The sequence below is a fragment of the Nannocystis pusilla genome, assembly GCF_020073745.1.
GTDB lineage: Bacteria > Myxococcota_A > Polyangia > Nannocystales > Nannocystaceae > Nannocystis > Nannocystis radixulma.
Genome location: NZ_JAIRAU010000003.1, coordinates 1 through 15,826 on the forward strand (window position 1 = coordinate 1; position 15,826 = coordinate 15,826).

Genomic DNA, 15,826 nt, shown 5'->3' on the forward strand with positions numbered 1-15,826 from the left:
GCGCAAGTCGTCCAACCGACTGTCCCGATCTTGCGAGAGATCAGCGTCGAGTCCTCGGCGGCGCCGCGCAGGGCGCAGTCGACGTTCTCGCCGACCAGATCGACGATGCGGTCGGTGACCCCGAGGTCGAGGTGCAGGTCCGGGTAGCGGGCGCGAAACTCCGGCAGCGCGGGCAGCAAGATCCCGCTGGCGATCGTGCCGCCCGTGTCGATCCGCAGCCGCCCGCGCGGGCTCGCCTGGGCCCCGCGCAGCGACGCGTCCAGCTCGGACAGCTCGGACATCAGCCGACTCGTGCGCTCGTAGTAGGCCGCGCCGTCCGGGGTCACCGTCACGCGCCGGGTCGTGCGCAGCAGCAGCTTGACCTGCAGGTGCGCCTCGAGGCCCTGGACCAGCTTCGTCACCGTCGCCTTCGGCATCTGCAACGAGTCCGCCGCCCGCGTGAAGGAGCCGGCCTCGACGACCCGCGCGAACACTTTGATGGCGAGAAGTTGGTCCACGGCCCGGCGCGCCTCCGCCCCGATTATTCCCCACGGTGAACAAAGAAGCCACAGGTCGCTCGCTTGTCCGCAGACGTGCACGCCGTAGGTTTGCGTCCATGTCGACCCGCAACATTCACACCACCAAACACGCCGGCAAGGTCGCCCTGATCACCGGCGGCAGCACCGGCATCGGCCTCGCCACGGCCCAGCGCTTCGTCGACGAGGGCGCCGAGCACGTCTACATCACCGGCCGCCGCCAGCCGGAGCTCGACGCCGCCGTCGGCCAGATCGGCCGCAAGGTCACCGCGATCCGCTGCGACATCAGCGTGCTCGCCGACCTCGATCGCGTGTTCGCCGAGATCGGGCGCGCGCACGGCCGCCTCGACATCCTGTTCGCCAACGCCGGCGGCGGGGCCTTCGAGCCGCTCGGCGCGGTCACCGAGGCCGTGTTCGACAAGTACTTCGGCATCAACGTCAAGGGCAGCCTGTTCACCGTGCAGAAGGCCCTGCCGCTGATGTCCGCCGGGGCCGCGATCGTCGTCAACGGCTCGATGGTCTCACTGAAGGGCGTCGCCGCGTTCGGCGTGTATGCGGCGACCAAGGCGGCCCTGCGCTCGTTCGTCCGCACCTGGGCGGTCGACCTCAAGGGTCGCGGGATCCGCGTCAACGTCGTCGCCCCCGGCACCGTGGTCACGCCGGCGTACCGCTCCGAGCTCGGTATGAACGACGCGCAGATCGAGCAGTTCGCGGCGCAGGCCGCCAGCGTCACCCCGCTCGGCCGCGTCGGCACTCCCGACGAGATCGCCAGGGCCGTGTCGTTCCTCGCGTCCGACGACGCCAGCTACATCACCGGCATCGAGCTGTTCGTCGACGGCGGCCAGGCCCAGGTGTGAGCCGCACGAGCTGTAGCGAGTCATCCCGCGAGGTCGTCGGCTGTCACCGCGAGGCCGGCGACCAGTGCGGCTCGACGAGGGTCGGCACCTTCATGCCGATCGAGCCCCGCGAGGGCCGGCGTCGTGGGCCTCGACAGGGGACGGCCCGCGTCAGCCGCGGCGGACGGCGCGCTTGACCGCGTGCAGGACGGCGGAGGCGCGGCGCAGCGGGGCGCGGCCGAGCAGGCGCACGCGGTCGCCGAGGCGGAGGGTGCCGCCGCGCACGACGGTGGCGTAGGCGCCGACGACGGGCATGCTGCGGGCGAGCAGGGCGAACCACTGGGTGTTGTGACGGGCGGCCGTGCGCAGGACGTCGGGGTCGGCGGGCAGGTCGTCCTGCGCGAGCGTGGTCATGACGCAGCGCGGGCAGGGGAAGGTGACGCACAGCTGGACCTCGTCGCCGATGGCGAGGGTCCGCCCGACCCAGTCGTTGTCGACGAAGCCGCGGGCGTCGCCGGTGTCGATGACGAGGTTGGGGCGGAACCTGGCCGCGTCGAAGCGCGAGGCCGGCTGCAGCGCCCGCAGGTGCGCGAGGCTGGCGGTGGTGACGAGGTGGATCGGGGCGAAGTCGAAGAAGGTGCCCGGCGCGGCGCCGACGCCCATCGGCTTGTCGTCGCCGTCCTCGGACTCGGCGCGGTACTCGGCCTGCCCGGCGGGCGGCGCGGCGGTCAAGCGCACGGGCCGGCCGAACGCCTGCGAGAGCGAACGGTCGAGGTCGACGTCGTCGCTCGAGACGCTCGTGCCGTCGGGTAGCGCGATCGCCAGCGGGCCGTGATGCCGGCCGTCGGCGAGGCCGCCGGTGAATCGCGCGCGGAAGCCGAGCAGGGCGCTCCAGCGGCGCGCCTGCTTGGCGCTGGCGATCCGGCCGGTCTCGCGGTCGAGCACGCCGTAGGCGCGATCGCCCTGGAGGCCGTGCTCGGCGAGCACGGCGACGCTCGTGAGCGCCTCGCCGGCCATCGACTTGACGGGGTAGCGCAGGAGCGCGCGCAGCGAGCCGAGGGGCGGCGAGGGCATGCGAGGCGGAAAATAACCCGGGCGGGTCTGTGTCGTCGAGGGCTTGTGGTGAGCGTGCGTCGTGCTCGCGGAGGTCTGGACAGCTTGGCGAGGAGTATGAGCGTGCCTGGATTGGTCAAGCCATTCGGACCATGACGAGGGGTCGACGTTGAGAGGATGTCGATAACGAGCGATGCTCGCAAAGCCGAGTGTGCTCGCCATCCGCGCTCTCAAGAAACGGCCCTCTCCGCGCGGTCTGGGCCTGGGTTCACGGGACGTCTGTTCCTCGCGCGGCCCAGGCTTTGCGGAGCGGGGTCGTCAGGCCGCCGGGCGCATCTCGACCTCGTAGCCGAGGTCGCGGATGCGGCGAACGAGGCGGGACGCAGCGCGCTCGCGGTCGTGGCGGTTGAAATGTTCGGCGCCGAGGTCGCGGTAAGGTTCACCGTCACGGAGCATCCCGTGGACCGCAGTGAGGATCGCGGCGGCGACGGCGGCGATCGCCTTCTTTTTGCCCTGCCGCGCTCGGACGCGGTGAAAGAGCGCGCAGAGGTAACCTTCCTTGCGGATGCCGGACCATGCGCTCTGGATGAGCATCGTCTTGAGCCACGCGTTACCCTTGCGCATACGGTTGGAGCGGCGCTTGCCGGCGCTCTCGTCCATGCGGGGGCACAGGCCTGCCCACGAGCGCAGATGGCCTGCGGAGCGGAAGCGGCTCATATCGACGCCGACCTCGGCGATGATGGTCTGCGCGGCCGTCGGTCCGACTCCAGGGATCGTCTGGAGTAGCTCGACGGCCTTAGCAAAAGGGCGGAGCTCTTCCTCGATCCGCTTCTCGAGTTCGGCGATCGATGCCTGCAGCGAGTCGATGAGCCGGAGGTGCGTCGAGATCAGCATGCGGTGATGATCGCGCACACGACCCCGGAGCGCCTCCATGAGCTTGCCGCGCTTGCCCTTCAGCGTCCCGCGGGCGAGGCCGGCGAGCTTCACGGGATCGGACTCGCCCGCGACCATCGCCTCGAGCATCGCCCGCCCGCTCTTGCCCAGAATGTTGGAGGCGACCGAGGCAAGCTTGATGTTGCAGGTCTCCAACACCTTCTGGATCCGCTGTGTATGCTCGACGACCTCGCGCGAGAGCTGCTTGCGCGTCCGGGTCAGATCCCGCAGATCCGCGATCGGCTCGGGTGGCACGAAGCTCGCACGCACAAGCCCGTGCGCGATCAAGTCCGCGAGCCACATCGCGTCGTTCATGTCGGTCTTGCGACCAGGCACGTTGCGAACCTCGTGCGCGTTCGCCAGCACCAGTTCGACACGACCCGCGAGGAGTTGCCAGACAGGCTTCCAGTACACGCCGGTCGCTTCGATGACTGCGACCGTACAGCCGCTGTCCTCGAGCCAGTCCCCCAGCCGAATCAGCTCCGAGGTCATCGTGCCGAAGGTCCGGACCTCCCTGTCGACCTTGTTGCCCTTCATTCGTCGCACGCAGACAACGATGCTGTCCTTGTGGACATCCATGCCCGCACAAGTCCCGTACATCACTTCCATGGCGATCCTCCGTGAAGAACGCCGGCATGAGGGCCCCTAACTCGAAGTCTCTCAAACGCGCTCCAGGAGGTCCAAGGACCTCCTGCTCGCAACCAAGGGTGCTCACGGGCCCTCCGGTCCAACTCAGAAACGGGCTCACCCTGCACCAGTGCGTGAACGACCTCTGCGCCGGCATTCGCGGCGAAAATACTCCCTCGCGCGAAATCGCGCAACACCCGCCAAGACCTCCCCACGGGGGCCCAGGGCCGTTTCATCCCCGCGGGTCGGCGCCAGCCGGTGGGAAACTCAGAACAGGCAGAGCAGCAGCGGGGCGTCGTCGCACATCATCGTGATGGCGTCGCAGATCTCCTTGGGCGGGTTGCCGCACAGGAGCAGCGAGGTGAGCTCGAGGTCGTCGCACAGCTGGAGCATCAGCTCGCCGGCGCACAGGCCGAGGCCGGACAGGCATTCGGCCTTGTCGATGGCGGCCTTCTCGTAGCATTGCAGCTGGGCGGCGGTCTCGGGCGACTGGGCGAAGATCTCGCAGGTGCAGCTCGACGGGGGGACGGTCGCGGCCAGGCACTCGTCGACGGTGTCGTACATGCCGAGCGAGACCTGACATTCGCACTGGGGGACGTACGATGCGACGAAGGCGTCGTACCACTTGGCGCAGGCCATGCCGCTGCCCTCGCCGCCGCCGCCCGTCCCCCCGTCGGTGTCGCTGGTGCCGCTGGCGCCGTCGGTGGGGTCGGCGGTGGTGCCGAGGGTCGTGCCGCCGGCGCTGTCGGTGCCGCCCTCACTGCCCTCTGTCGGGAGGTCGGTGGTGGGGGCTGCGGTGGTGGTGCCGGTGGTCGTCCCGGTGGGGCCGTCGCCGCTGGTGCCGGTCCCGGTGGTGGAGCTGCCGCTGGTGCCCTCGGTGGTCGGCGCCCCGGCCTCGCTGCAGGCGATCACCGCTGCGAGTCCGAGCAGGTACAGGCGGGTTCGATGCATGACACCTCCGTTCGCCACGGTATCGCAGGTGGCGGCGCCGCGGGAGCGTCGTCCGCCGGCGGAGACGATGCTCCCGGCGCCCACGAGGTGGGTCGAGGTCGCCCGGTGCGGGCGGCTGCGCAGCGGGCGATCGGGCGCGTGTCAGCCGGAGGTGCTCTCCATGCACTCCTGCGCGACCCAGGTCGGCTCGCCGTCGACCAGTTCGCAGCGCTGGGCGCATTGCTCGGGCTCGGCGAGGCGGCAATCCAGCTCGGGGAGGCACGGGCCGAATTGCAGGGTGCCGGCGATCTGGTCGCAGAAGGCCTGACCGGGGGTGCCATCTTGCTCGCAGGCGAGGTACAAGCCAAGCAGCGGGCACGGGTCGCCGGGGGGGGCGGTGCCGCCGGTACCGGGCTCGACCGGGGCGGGCTCGTCGATCACGGCCGGCTTCAAGGTGGCGGAGAAGTGGTCGTTGCAGCAGCCGCTGAACACGTCGACGACCTCGCAGGCGAACGCCGCGAGGCCCATGCCGAGCTCACAGGTGCCGGCGTCGGCGCCGTCGATCCGGCAGGTGCAGGTCGACGGATCGGTGGTGGTGCACGCCATCTCGTAGGTGTGGCCGTCGAGGCAATCGCTGGCGTAGGTGCAGTCCTGCGGCGAGCCGCCGCCCGAGGGGATCCCGCCGAGGTGCGCGCAGAAGCCGTCGCAGACGTCCTTGGCGAGGTACACGGGGCCGCACTCGGGGGCCTCGCAGGCGAAGGTCGGGTGAAACGCGCCGGCGTCGGCCTCGCAGCGCCGGCTGGCGCGCATCTCGGCGCCGCAGCCTGCCGTGTCGGAGGATTGCAGTCCGACGAGGCACCAATCATAGCAGGAGGCGTCGGCGCGGCTGCACGCGGCGTCACGGGCGAGCAGGTTGAGGCAGAGATCGAGGCAGAGCTGCTCGTCGGGGCCGAGGTCGGCCGGCACCGGGGCTCCCGTGGTCGGCGCGGTGGGATCGGCGGTGGTGTCGGTCGCGCTGCCGGTGGTGGCGTCGGTGGGGCGGCCGACTCGGGGCCGCAGGCGACGAGGGCGAAGGTGGCGAGCAGGAGGCGGCGCAGGGGCGAGAGCATCGACGGAGGAGAGTACCACGGCCGGTCACGGCGATGTCGCGCGGCGACAGCGGGCTCGTCGGGTACGAGAACGTTGTGTTAGCGAGCCTTGCATTCACTGTGCTGTCCCACGGGACATGTATGAGCAATGGCCGGCGACCGCGGGCGCCCGCGCCGCGGCGGGGAACCGGCGATTCGCGCGGCTCGGCCTTGACGCGAAGGGGCCGCCGGGTGCATGGACATGGGTCGTGTCGTTGTTCGTCCCTGTCCCGCGGGTGGTGGTGTTGTCCTGGGTCGTCCTGCTGGCGGCGTGCGGCGCCGAGGAGGCCGAGCCGCTGCCGATCGGCCCCGTGCAGCAGGTGTCGTACGAGGTCATCCCGACGCCGCTGTACGAGCTGGGCGCGCTCGACCTGACGCTGGAGAACGCGAGCTACGAGCAGCGCGAGATGTTCACGGTCGAGGTCCGCGACGCGATGCTGCCCGACATCGTCACGGCGGTCGGGCTGGCGGACCAGATGCTGGACACCGAGCTGACGCCGGGCGGGTTCCAGCGGGTGACGAACCCGTCGCTGCAGACGCGGCTGATGGCGAGCGCCGCCGAGGTCGAGTCGCTGGCGGCCGCCCTCGGCTACGTGTTCAGTCAGTGGAGCGTGCTGGTCGCCGACTTCGCGGCGGAGGACGGCGGGACGGGCTACGCGGTGGTGTCGTTCGACGTGGCGCAGGTCGACCCGGAGCTCGGACAGGCGTTCTTCGACCACGCGGCCGACGTCGACGCGGGCCTCGGCGGCGGCTACTTCGCGTTCGACTCGGAGGTCATCTACCTCAACCTGCGCGGGCCCGACGGCGAGCCGTACAGCGGGCTCGACGACGACGCGTTCGTGGCGGCCCTCGAGGAGGCGGCGGACAGCTTCGCGCCGTACGGCGCTGCGCTGGCGCAGGCCGGCGAGGCGGCGGTGATCTTCGTCGAGAACGACTGGAAGACCGCGCCGGCCGGCGAGGACTACCTGGCGGTGCTCGACCCGCTCGGCGCGGACACGCTGGCCGAGCTGGCCGCGCTGCAGGACGAGCACGTCGATCGCTTCGCGGCGGCCGTCGAGCGCTACGGGTGGGAGTGACGCCGGAGGTGCGGCTCGGTCACCTCGCCGGGTAGGCCGGCGAGGTGGTGGGACATGTCGATGACGATATGTCTTGAAGGGCATGCCTTTTCGCGCATGTGCGATTGTCGCCGCCGCGTCGGCGCTCACGGGAACAGGGCGACGCAGCGCTGGTCCTCGCAGGCGAGGGTGGCGCCGCAGGGGTCGGCGCCCTCGCAGCAGCCCAGCGCCTGGAGGTCGCTGTGGGCGCCGTTCCACGTGTCCACGTTGTCCTTGTGCACGCCGACGCTGCCGCAGGTGTTTTCGCTGAAGCAGACGGCGTCGGCCAGCACGCAGTCGCTCACGTCGTCGCACGGCAGGTCGTTCTCGAGGACCTCGGCGACGAAGCCCTGCTGCTGCGAGCAGAAGCCGACGCACTTGCACGCGGGCGGGGCGTCGGCGTCGCCGCAGTCGCCCCAGCCGTGCGGCGGCACGAACCAGTCGGTGCCGAACATGGTGGCCAGGCCGGTGGCCTTCTCGTAGAACGAGCCCGGCGTGGCGGTGCCGCCCCAGGCGTCGCCCGGGAACCAGAGGCAGCGCGGCGCGGCTTCGTCCTGCACGCACTCGTCGTTCTCGTCGACGCGCCAGAAACCGATGCCCGGGTACCATTCGCTGCACTCGGCCTTGCACTCGGCTTCGTCGGTGATCAGCGGGCACTCGACGGGCGGGCCCTCGTCGGCGGGGATGCAATGACCGGTGGAGCAATTGCTGGCGAGCTCGCACGTGCAGGTGGCGGTCTGCGGATCCTCGGTGCAACCTTCCGGGCCGATCGGGCAATCATTGGTGTTGCCCACGCCGTAGCAGATCTCGTCGGCGGCGCAGGGCGTATCCTCGCAGTTCTGCCGCAGGCAGCCGTCGGCGTCGAACGGGCTGCCGAGCGCGCCGCACTTCCAATACTCGCAGTCGGGCGGCTGGGAGCAGGCGTAGGCGGGGTTGTCGCAGACGCGCGGCGGCTCGTCGCCGGTGGTCGGCATGGTGCCGCTGGAGGTGTCGGTGTCGGTGTCGGCGGCGGCGGGGCCGTCGCCGAGGACCTTGGGGAAGGGGCACGCCGACAGGGCGAGCGCGGCGGGGACGAACAGGAGGCGAAGAGAGGAATAGGTGAAGCGAGGAAGCGACATGACGATGACCTCTGATCCCTGTCGTCTCCGCCCCCTCGGGTTCCTATCACCCGGGGCACGAAAAATCGCGAAAGCGCTGGGCGACGGCCGAGCGCGGGTGCGCGGCGACGAGAGCGACCGCCCGCGCGACGGCGGCGGCGCGGTCGCCCTCGCGGCACAGCAGCTCGACCTCGGTGGCGCCGCGCAGGTCGGCGAAGTGACCGGCGGGGAATCGCTGCACGTGCTCGGCGAGCCGCGCCCGGGCGGCGGCGACGGCCCCGCGCGCGAGCTCGGCGCGGGCGCGATCGAGGAGCGCGACCTCGGCGGCGAGCTCGTCGGCGTCGACGGGCGGGTCGCCGGCAGGGGCGATGGCCGGACGGAGGCGGCCTGGCGGTCGGGTGGGCGCGGGCGGATCGACGGGGGGCGGATCGGACGGCGGGGCGACGATCGCAGGCGCGGGCTCGCGGCTCGCGGCCGCGGCGGCGAGGTCGGTCGGCGAGGCGACGGCGCTCGGAGGGTCGGTGCGAGGCTGTCCCCGGGGCCAGGCGACGGCGACGACGCCGGCGGCGAGCACGAGGGTGGTCATGACGGCGGTGCGGGCCGTGACGAACGCGGCGAGGCCGAGGCTCGTGCGCGTCGACATCAGGCCGGGCAACATCGCGGCCCAGGAGCGCTGGGCGACGGCCGGCGGCGGAGCCTCGCGCGCGCGCACGGCCGCGAGCTCGCGCTCGAGGCCGGGGCCGCCGAGCTCGCGCTGGAGCTGCTCGCGCGCCATGCGGACGCGCGAGTAGACGGTGGCGACGGGGATCCCGAGCTCGCCGGCGATCTCGGGGCCGGTCATGCCGAACAGCTCGGACATCTCGAAGGCGGCGCGGGTGGACCCGCCGAGGCGCGCGAGCAGGCGCTCGAGCTGCTCGGCGGCGGCGAGGCGGTCCTGCGGCGGATCGGCGGGGTCGTTCGGGAGGGCCGCGACGGCGGCGAGGCGCCGGCTCAGGCGCGCGGCGGTGCGGCGGTAGCGGGCTGCGATCCGGCGGGTGACGCCGTGCAGCCAGGCGCGCGCGGAGACCTCGAAGCGGACCTGATCGAGGCGCCGATAGGCGGTCATGAACACGTCCTGGACGGCGTCCTCGACCAGAGTCGGCGGGACGCCGTAGCGCCGCGCGGTCGCCCACACGAAGGCGAACTCGGCGAGGTAGAGCGCGCGGAAGGTGCGGATACGCGGGTCGTCGGGCTGCTCGGAGCGCATGGGAGGCTCTGAAGAGAGGTGGTCTCCGCCGGCTCGCCGATCTATCACCGGGACCGCCGACGCAAAGGCGCGGGGGCACGGCTGGAACCAAGTTGGGGGGCGCGGGCGTCACCGGGGGTCGCCGAAGCGGACCTCCACGCCGAGGGCGAGGCGGCCGGAGCCGATGCCGGGGTCGTGCAGCGGGAAGTCCTGGTCGCCGGTGCGCAGGACGAAGGTGCCGTACTGGATGGCCGCGAGGCCGTGCAGGAAGGCCCACACGGCCACGCGCGGGTGCACGCGCACGGCCGCGCCGGCGCCTCCGGTGGCCGCCAGCCAGCGCCCGACGGCCGCGATGCGCCCGCCGGGGCCGTCGGCGGCGCCCGGGAGCCCGCCAGCTTCGAGGCCCAGGCAGATCGGGAGCTCGAGCGCGCGCCGACCGAGGCGGACGCAGCCGAGCGCGCCGGCGGTGACGAGGGAGACGCGGATGTCGGTGTCGAAGGCCCGGCGGGCGCTCGGCGCGAGGTAGCCGGCGTGCAGCTCGAGCCGGAACCAGCGCCACAGCAGGCCGCCGGCCAGGCCGACGCCGCCGGTGGGGCCGGGCAGGGCGCCGAGCTCGCCGAGGCCGTGCAGGCGCAGGAAGCCGCCCGGGCGGCGACGCGGAGGCGGGGGCGGAGGCGTGAGGGGCTCGGCGGTGGCCGGAGGCCCGGGGACGGCGTCGAGTGCAGGCTCGGGTCGGACGACGGGCGGGACGACGGACTCGGTCTCGAGCGCGGGCTCCGGCGGCGGCTCGTCGAGCGGCTCCGGCGGCGGCACGGGGGAGGCCTCGCCGGAGCTGCCGTCGACGGCGAGGGTGACGACGAGGGCCGCCGCGTCGACGAGGGCGGCGCAGCTGCGGGCGACGAGGACGCGGGCGTCGTGGCGGCCGACGACGTCGAACTCGAGCTCGAGGCGATGGCGGCCCGGTCCGCTGCTGGTGGCGCGGGCGACGAGGCGCGCCTGGCCAGGTTCGAGCGGCCGCCCGCGCCGCTCGGCGATGCGGGCGAGCAGGGCGTCGCGGCCCCCGCACCCGGCCGGGGCGATCCACTGGATGTCGTCCGCCGGCGGCGGCTCGGGCACCTGCACCCACGCGAGCCAGCCGGACAACAGCAGGGTGAACGCGTCGGTCAATCCGGGAAGGGTGTGCGCCAACGGCGGGCGAGCGTCAAGAGCGCGAGACCGGCGTGGCGCGAGCGGTGGAGGCGGGGGGTATGGGTCGCCTGTCTGAAGAGACAGACTGGCGGCAGAGGACGGGCGCGGGGCCGAGCGGCTGCGCGAGGGGACGGGGCGGGTCTGTCTCGAGGGGCAGATCGGTCGCGGACGACGGGCGCGGGGCCGAGCGGCTGCGCGCGGGGACGGGGCGGGTCTGTCTCGAGAGGCAGGTCGGTCGCGGACGAGGGGCGCGGGCCGAGCTGCGTCTTGCGGGAGACGGGGCGGGTCTGTCTCGAGAGACAGATCGTGGCTCGGGGCGCCGCCGCGAACGGAGGTGCGAGCCCTGTCGCGTTTTTACAAGCGCGTCCGCGCGGCCGGTGCTGAAGTCGCGGCATGGCGGCCGCACCGACGTTGCCCATCATCCTGTTCGCCGACGCGGAGGCGTTCTCGCGCTGGCTGGCGCAGCACCACCACAGCGCGCCAGGCGCGTGGCTGCAGCTGGCGAAGAAGGGCAAGGTGCTGCGCTCGCTGAGCTACTCGGAGGCGGTCGACGTGGCGCTGGCGTGGGGCTGGATCGACAGCCAGAAGAAGGCCCACGACGCCGACAGCTGGCTGCAGCGCTTCACGCCGCGCGGGCCGCGGAGTCTGTGGTCGGTGATCAACCGCGAGCGCGTGGAGGCGCTGATCGAGCGCGGGTCGATGCAGCCGTCGGGGCTGGCGGAGGTCGAGCGGGCGCGCGCCGACGGGCGCTGGGACGCGGCGTACACGCCCGCGAGCCGCTCGGAGCTGCCGGAGGCGTTCGCGGCGGCGCTGGCGGAGCGGCCGGCCGCGAGGGCGGCCTTCGAGCGGCTCGACGGCGCCAACCGCTACGCGATGCTGTGGCGGCTGCAGACGGCGAAGAAGCCGGAGACGCGGGCGAAGCACATCGCGCGCTTCGTCGAGATGCTCGAGAAGGGCGAGAAGATCCACGGGTGACGGCGAGCGCGAGGGGTGCACCGGGCGCAGGTCGCGGCGAGTGCTGCGGGTTCAGCCGAAGCACGGACGCGGGTCGTGGCGGTTCAGCCCAAGACGAGGCCGAAGCACAGGCGCAGATCGCGGCGAGTGCTGCGGGTCTAGCCGAAGACGAGGCCGAACATGAGGCCGAAGCACCAGCGCACGTGGCCGCGGCGCACGTCGTCGCGGGTGCCGTGGACCAGGGCCGAGGGGAGGGTGAGATCGACGCCGGTGCGCAGGCCGAGGAACAGCCGGCGGCCGCGGTACTGCAGCAGGCCGCCGACCTCGGTCGAGGACAGCCAGGTGCTGTCGGTGCTGGCCTCGGCGGCGTGCAGGTACATCGCGTGCCCGAGGACATGTCCTCCGAGCCAGATCCGCCGGCGCGCGCCGAGCGGGGCGCCGAACGCCGCGCCGGCGCCGAAGCGGGCGTGGAGCACGGAGATCCCGCTGCGCGCGCCGCCGCTGAAGCCGACGCTGAAGAGCGGCTGGACCCGCTCGCGGGCGAGCCACAGGCCGCCGAGGAGGTCGAGGCCGGCCTCGTAAGGCAGGCTGGTGCCGACCTCGACGCGCGGGCCGAGGCCGAGCCAGCCGCGCAGCGCCGGCCGCGGCGGTGGCGGCGGAGTCTCGGGCTGTTCGGGCGGGAGCTCGGGCTCAGGCTCCAGCTGCTGGTCCGCGGGCGGCTCGGGCTGCGACGGCCGCGGATCGGGGGGCTGGTCCATGAGCAGGGCCACGCTGGCGGCCAGCTCGCGGCTGCGATCCTCGATGGTCTGGCCCTGGAGGGCGATCGTGCGGCCGCGCGAGAGACCGTCGGGGCCGGTGACGGCGACCTGCACGGTGCCGGGGGTGGCAGTCGGCGCGACGACGACGCGCCAGGCGTCCAGAGTCTCGCCGGTGCGCGCCCGCAGGCCCGCCTCGAGCCGGACGGCGTCGACGGCGTCGGTGCCGACTTCGACCGGCGCGGCCACCAGCGCGGCCAGGATCGCGAGCACGAGGGGCACCGGGTGGAGGAGTGCCAAAAATTGCGGCCGCTGACCAGTGGCGCGCGAGCCGGCGACGCGGGCCCGGCCGCGTCCCGCGCTCGCGCCGACAATTGCCGGCCCTGAACGCTGCACCGCGAGATCGCAAGCGCCGGGCTCGCGCCCGCACATGACCGATCGGCCAGCCGATCGCGGCGCCCTGCGCCGCCGCGCAGGCAGAGGCGCCGCCGCGCAGGAGCGCCGTCACGGGCGAGAACCCACACGGCGCACGTCGGTCGAGACCCGACCCGGACGTGGGTGGACCGACATGGGCCGGACGGGACGGGCATGACATGTCTGAAAGGCCATGTTTTCTGCGGCGCGGGGCGGATGTGGCCGATCATGGTGCGGCGCGGCGGGGTGAATATGTCCGAAGGGTCATGTCCGCGGCGCGGGCAGGGCGGTCCGAGGTGAACATGTCCGGAAGGTCATGTCAGCGGCGCGGGCACGGCGGTTCGGAGAGTGAATATGTCCAAAGGGTCATGTACGCCGCGGAGGAAGCGGCGCGGCCGGGCGGTGAGGCTCGCCGCAGGACATGTCCGGGAGGTCATGTCCGCAACGCAGAAAGTTGCGCGGCCCGGGCGGTGGGGCGCGCCGCGGGACATGTCCGGGAGGTCATGTCCGCGACGCAGAAAGCGGCGCGGCCCGGGCGGTGGGGCGCGCCGCGGGACATGTTTGAAGAGACATGCCTGGCGACGGGGCCGCCGCGTGGGGCGGGTCGATGCGGACATGGCCGAGAGGTCATGTCCGCGAGCGCGTCACTCGCACACGTCGGCCGCGTCGGGCGTGCAGACACCCTCGGGGTTGCAGACCTTGTAGATCGCGTCCTCGACGCAGTCGGGGTCGTCGGGGTCGCAGATCGTGCACGGATCGCCGCAGGCCTTGCCCGCGCAGCCGTTGTACGGCTCCAGGCAGATGCCGGGGGTCTGGTAGACGCAGTTGAGCGACTCGTCGCAGACCTTGACGGCGGCGTCCTCGATGCAGTCGGGGTCGTTCGGGTCGCAGAAGCTGCAGAAGTCGCAGGCGGCCTTGCCCTCGCACGGGTCGTAGCCCTCGCACAGGTCGTCGCTGACGGGCAGGCACTGGCCCTTGCCGTCGCAGGCCTTGAGGACGGCGTCCTCGGCGCAATTGGGGTCGTTCGGGGCGCACTGGGTGCATTCCTCGCCGCAGGGCTTGCCGTCGCACGGGGCCCACGCCGGCGGCACGCACAGGTCGGGGACCTCGGGCACGCACTGGCCCTCGGCGTTGCAGGCCTTGAGGATCAGGGTCTCGTTGCAGTCGAGGTCGTCGGGGGCGCACTCGGTGCACACGTCGCCGCAGGTCTTGCCCGCGCACGGGTCGTACGTCGCCGGCTCGCACAGGTCGGGCGTCTCGGGCACGCACAGGCCCTTGCCGTCGCACGCCTTGACGACGGCCGTCTCGACGCACTCCTCGTCGTCGGGCGGGCACACGCTGCAGCTGTCGCCGCACGACTTGTCGGCGCAGGGGTCGTAGATCGGCTCCTCGCAGGTGCCGGGCTCGCCGACCACGCAGGCGCCCCCGGCGTCGCAGGCCTTGATCGCGGCCGTCTCGACGCAGTCCGGATCGTCGGGGGGGCACTCGCTGCAGGCGTCGCCGCACTTCTTGCCCTCGCAGGGCTCGTAGGGGGCGAGCTCGCCGATCGGCTTGTCGATGTCGCAGGCGCCGATCAACGCGCCGGTGGTGAGGGAGAGAGCGAGCAGGCGAGCGTGATTCACGATAAGTCGCATGGGGGTAATCCTGTCGTCGGGGGTCGCCCCGTACATGTCCGCAAAGCGGGCGAGTGGGACAGAGTCGGTCGCGATTCTTCGATCGGCGTCACGGCACGAGGTCGCAGCTCTCGCGGACGCGCCGCGCGAGCGGGCTCCGCGGATGGTCGGCGAGGAAGGCGCGAGCGAGCTCGACGCCGCGATCGGGATCGCCGGCGCAGGCCGCTGCGGCTGCGAGGGCGCGCTGCTCCGGCACGAGCACGCCGGCGGGGAAGCGCCGCGCGTGCTCGCCGGCGTCGCGCGCCGCAGCGTCGGCGTCGCCGGCCGCGAGCGACCGCCAGCCGCGCGCGAGCAGCTCCTGCTCGCCGCGCAGGTCGCCGAGCGCTGTCGGCTCGTCGCGGGTGGTGGTGGTCGCGGTCGGTTCGTCGCGGGTCGGCTTGGGGCGCGGGCGGGCCTCGACGGCGCGCGGGGCTGCAGGTTGGGGCGCGGCGACGACGACGGGCGCGGGCGGCTCGACGGGCTCGGCCGCGGGCGCGGGCGGCTCGACGGGCTCGCCGGGCTGCGCCGCGCCGACGCTGACGCCGCTGGCCGCGGGGGCGGCGGCGCCGTGGGCCGGGCTCATGGTCGCGGATGCACCTGTTTGTTCGGCCAGGTCGGGGCCGCGGCGGGCGAGCCACAGCACGACCGCGGCGGCGATGGCGAGCGCGACGGCCCACACGCGGGTGTCGCGGTGCGGCCGCCTGAGTGGAAGGACATGTCCTTGCGAGCATGTCCCGACGAGCTGGTCGTGGACGCGCGCGCGAGCGGCCGGCGGCATGGCGCGGCCGCGGCGGTAGGCGGCCAGGAGGGCGGCGGCGCGGGGATCGAGGGCCGGGAGGTCGTCGCGTGGTTCGGTCACGGGGTCCTCGTTGCGCCGCGTTCGGCGACGAAGGCGTTGAAGCGGCGGCGCGCGGTCTTGAGGCGCGCGAGCACGCGGTTGAGGTCGAGGTCGAGGGCGCGCGCGACCTCGGGGCAGGTCATGCCCTCGATGTCGGCGAGCTCGAAGATCTCGCGGGTCTCGCGGTCGAGCTGGGCGAGGAAGGACTCGATGAGGCCCTGGGCCTCGCGCTGGGCGGCGTCCTCTTCGGGCGAGCGCGGCGGCGCGGGCGGGTCGACGTGATCGATCCGGCGGGCCGCGCGGGCGTGGCCGCGGCGGTAGTTGGCCGCGACGCCGCGGCCGATCGCGTACAGCCAGCTGGTGATCGCGCCGCGGCCGTCGAACTCGGGCAGGCGGCGCTGGACGACCATGAAGACCTCGTGGACGACGTCCTCGGCCTCGGCCGCGGGGACGCCGAGGCGCTGGACCACGCGCCAGACGAAGTCCGCGTGGGTGCGGTAGACGTCGGCGACGGTGGGCGGCTCGGCCGGGGACCGGAGCGCGCCGAGGAGGACCCCGCTGGCGGGCATGGCACCCCTGGATGTCCAC

General features: G+C 73.1%; 15 protein-coding genes. 3 read left to right on the forward strand and 12 right to left on the reverse strand.

The window, feature by feature from the left end; genetic code table 11:
- Positions 1 to 497 (reverse strand): LysR family transcriptional regulator (locus K7C98_RS07515; protein ID WP_224190884.1); only part of this gene is annotated, 497 nt, incomplete at its 3' end.
- A gap of 98 nt (positions 498 to 595) precedes the next feature.
- Between K7C98_RS07515 and K7C98_RS07520 the strand changes: the two genes are divergently transcribed.
- On the forward strand, positions 596 to 1,372 hold the full coding sequence (locus K7C98_RS07520) for an SDR family oxidoreductase (RefSeq protein ID WP_224190885.1): 777 nt from the start codon (positions 596 to 598) through the stop codon (positions 1,370 to 1,372).
- 150 nt (positions 1,373 to 1,522) lie between these two features.
- Here K7C98_RS07520 and K7C98_RS07525 read toward each other — a convergent pair whose 3' ends face one another.
- The 4 genes from K7C98_RS07525 to K7C98_RS07540 all read right to left on the reverse strand — a co-directional run bounded on the left by K7C98_RS07525 (position 1,523) and on the right by K7C98_RS07540 (position 6,022).
- On the reverse strand, positions 1,523 to 2,425 hold the full coding sequence (locus tag K7C98_RS07525; protein ID WP_224190886.1) for an MOSC domain-containing protein: 903 nt from the start codon (positions 2,423 to 2,425) through the stop codon (positions 1,523 to 1,525).
- 297 nt (positions 2,426 to 2,722) lie between these two features.
- On the reverse strand, positions 2,723 to 3,946 hold the full coding sequence (locus K7C98_RS07530) for an IS110 family transposase (RefSeq protein WP_224190887.1): 1,224 nt from the start codon (positions 3,944 to 3,946) through the stop codon (positions 2,723 to 2,725).
- Between the two features lie 285 nt (positions 3,947 to 4,231).
- Positions 4,232 to 4,915 carry a hypothetical protein gene (locus tag K7C98_RS07535; RefSeq protein ID WP_224190888.1) on the reverse strand — a complete coding sequence of 228 codons (684 nt, stop codon included), beginning with the start codon at positions 4,913 to 4,915 and terminating at the stop codon, positions 4,232 to 4,234.
- A 141-nt stretch (positions 4,916 to 5,056) separates the two neighbouring features.
- The gene (locus tag K7C98_RS07540; RefSeq protein ID WP_224190889.1) at positions 5,057 to 6,022 is read right to left on the reverse strand and encodes a hypothetical protein; all 966 of its coding nucleotides are present in this window, start codon (positions 6,020 to 6,022) and stop codon (positions 5,057 to 5,059) included.
- 208 nt (positions 6,023 to 6,230) lie between these two features.
- On the opposite strand from K7C98_RS07540, the gene K7C98_RS07545 reads away from it, so the two are divergent.
- Entirely contained in the window at positions 6,231 to 7,097 is an 867-nt protein-coding gene (locus tag K7C98_RS07545; protein ID WP_224190890.1) for a hypothetical protein, read from the forward strand.
- Between the two features lie 125 nt (positions 7,098 to 7,222).
- On the opposite strand, the gene K7C98_RS07550 is transcribed toward K7C98_RS07545, so the two are convergent.
- The 3 genes from K7C98_RS07550 to K7C98_RS07560 form a co-directional block, all read right to left on the reverse strand.
- The gene (locus K7C98_RS07550) at positions 7,223 to 8,233 is read right to left on the reverse strand and encodes a hypothetical protein (RefSeq protein WP_224190891.1); all 1,011 of its coding nucleotides are present in this window, start codon (positions 8,231 to 8,233) and stop codon (positions 7,223 to 7,225) included.
- A 46-nt stretch (positions 8,234 to 8,279) separates the two neighbouring features.
- Complete coding sequence (locus K7C98_RS07555; RefSeq protein ID WP_224190892.1) at positions 8,280 to 9,458, reverse strand: RNA polymerase sigma factor; 1,179 nt, start codon at positions 9,456 to 9,458, stop codon at positions 8,280 to 8,282.
- A gap of 108 nt (positions 9,459 to 9,566) precedes the next feature.
- Positions 9,567 to 10,625: a hypothetical protein gene (locus tag K7C98_RS07560; protein WP_224190893.1), complete on the reverse strand. Its 1,059-nt coding sequence runs from the start codon at positions 10,623 to 10,625 to the stop codon at positions 9,567 to 9,569.
- Positions 10,626 to 11,018: 393 nt separating this feature from the next.
- Between K7C98_RS07560 and K7C98_RS07565 the strand changes: the two genes are divergently transcribed.
- A complete protein-coding gene (locus K7C98_RS07565) occupies positions 11,019 to 11,600 on the forward strand; it encodes a YdeI/OmpD-associated family protein (protein WP_224190894.1) in 582 nt (193 codons plus the stop codon).
- Positions 11,601 to 11,737: 137 nt separating this feature from the next.
- Here the strand turns inward: K7C98_RS07565 and K7C98_RS07570 are convergent, their stop codons facing one another.
- From K7C98_RS07570 to K7C98_RS07585, 4 genes are all read right to left on the reverse strand, one after another.
- Positions 11,738 to 12,616: a hypothetical protein gene (locus K7C98_RS07570; RefSeq protein WP_224190895.1), complete on the reverse strand. Its 879-nt coding sequence runs from the start codon at positions 12,614 to 12,616 to the stop codon at positions 11,738 to 11,740.
- 776 nt (positions 12,617 to 13,392) lie between these two features.
- Entirely contained in the window at positions 13,393 to 14,382 is a 990-nt protein-coding gene (locus tag K7C98_RS07575; protein WP_224190896.1) for a hypothetical protein, read from the reverse strand.
- An 88-nt stretch (positions 14,383 to 14,470) separates the two neighbouring features.
- The gene (locus tag K7C98_RS07580; protein WP_224190897.1) at positions 14,471 to 15,259 is read right to left on the reverse strand and encodes a hypothetical protein; all 789 of its coding nucleotides are present in this window, start codon (positions 15,257 to 15,259) and stop codon (positions 14,471 to 14,473) included.
- Positions 15,256 to 15,807 carry an RNA polymerase sigma factor gene (locus tag K7C98_RS07585; protein WP_224190898.1) on the reverse strand — a complete coding sequence of 184 codons (552 nt, stop codon included), beginning with the start codon at positions 15,805 to 15,807 and terminating at the stop codon, positions 15,256 to 15,258. The genes K7C98_RS07580 and K7C98_RS07585 overlap by 4 nt, the downstream gene beginning before the upstream one ends.
- Between the last annotated feature and the right edge of the window lie 19 nt (positions 15,808 to 15,826).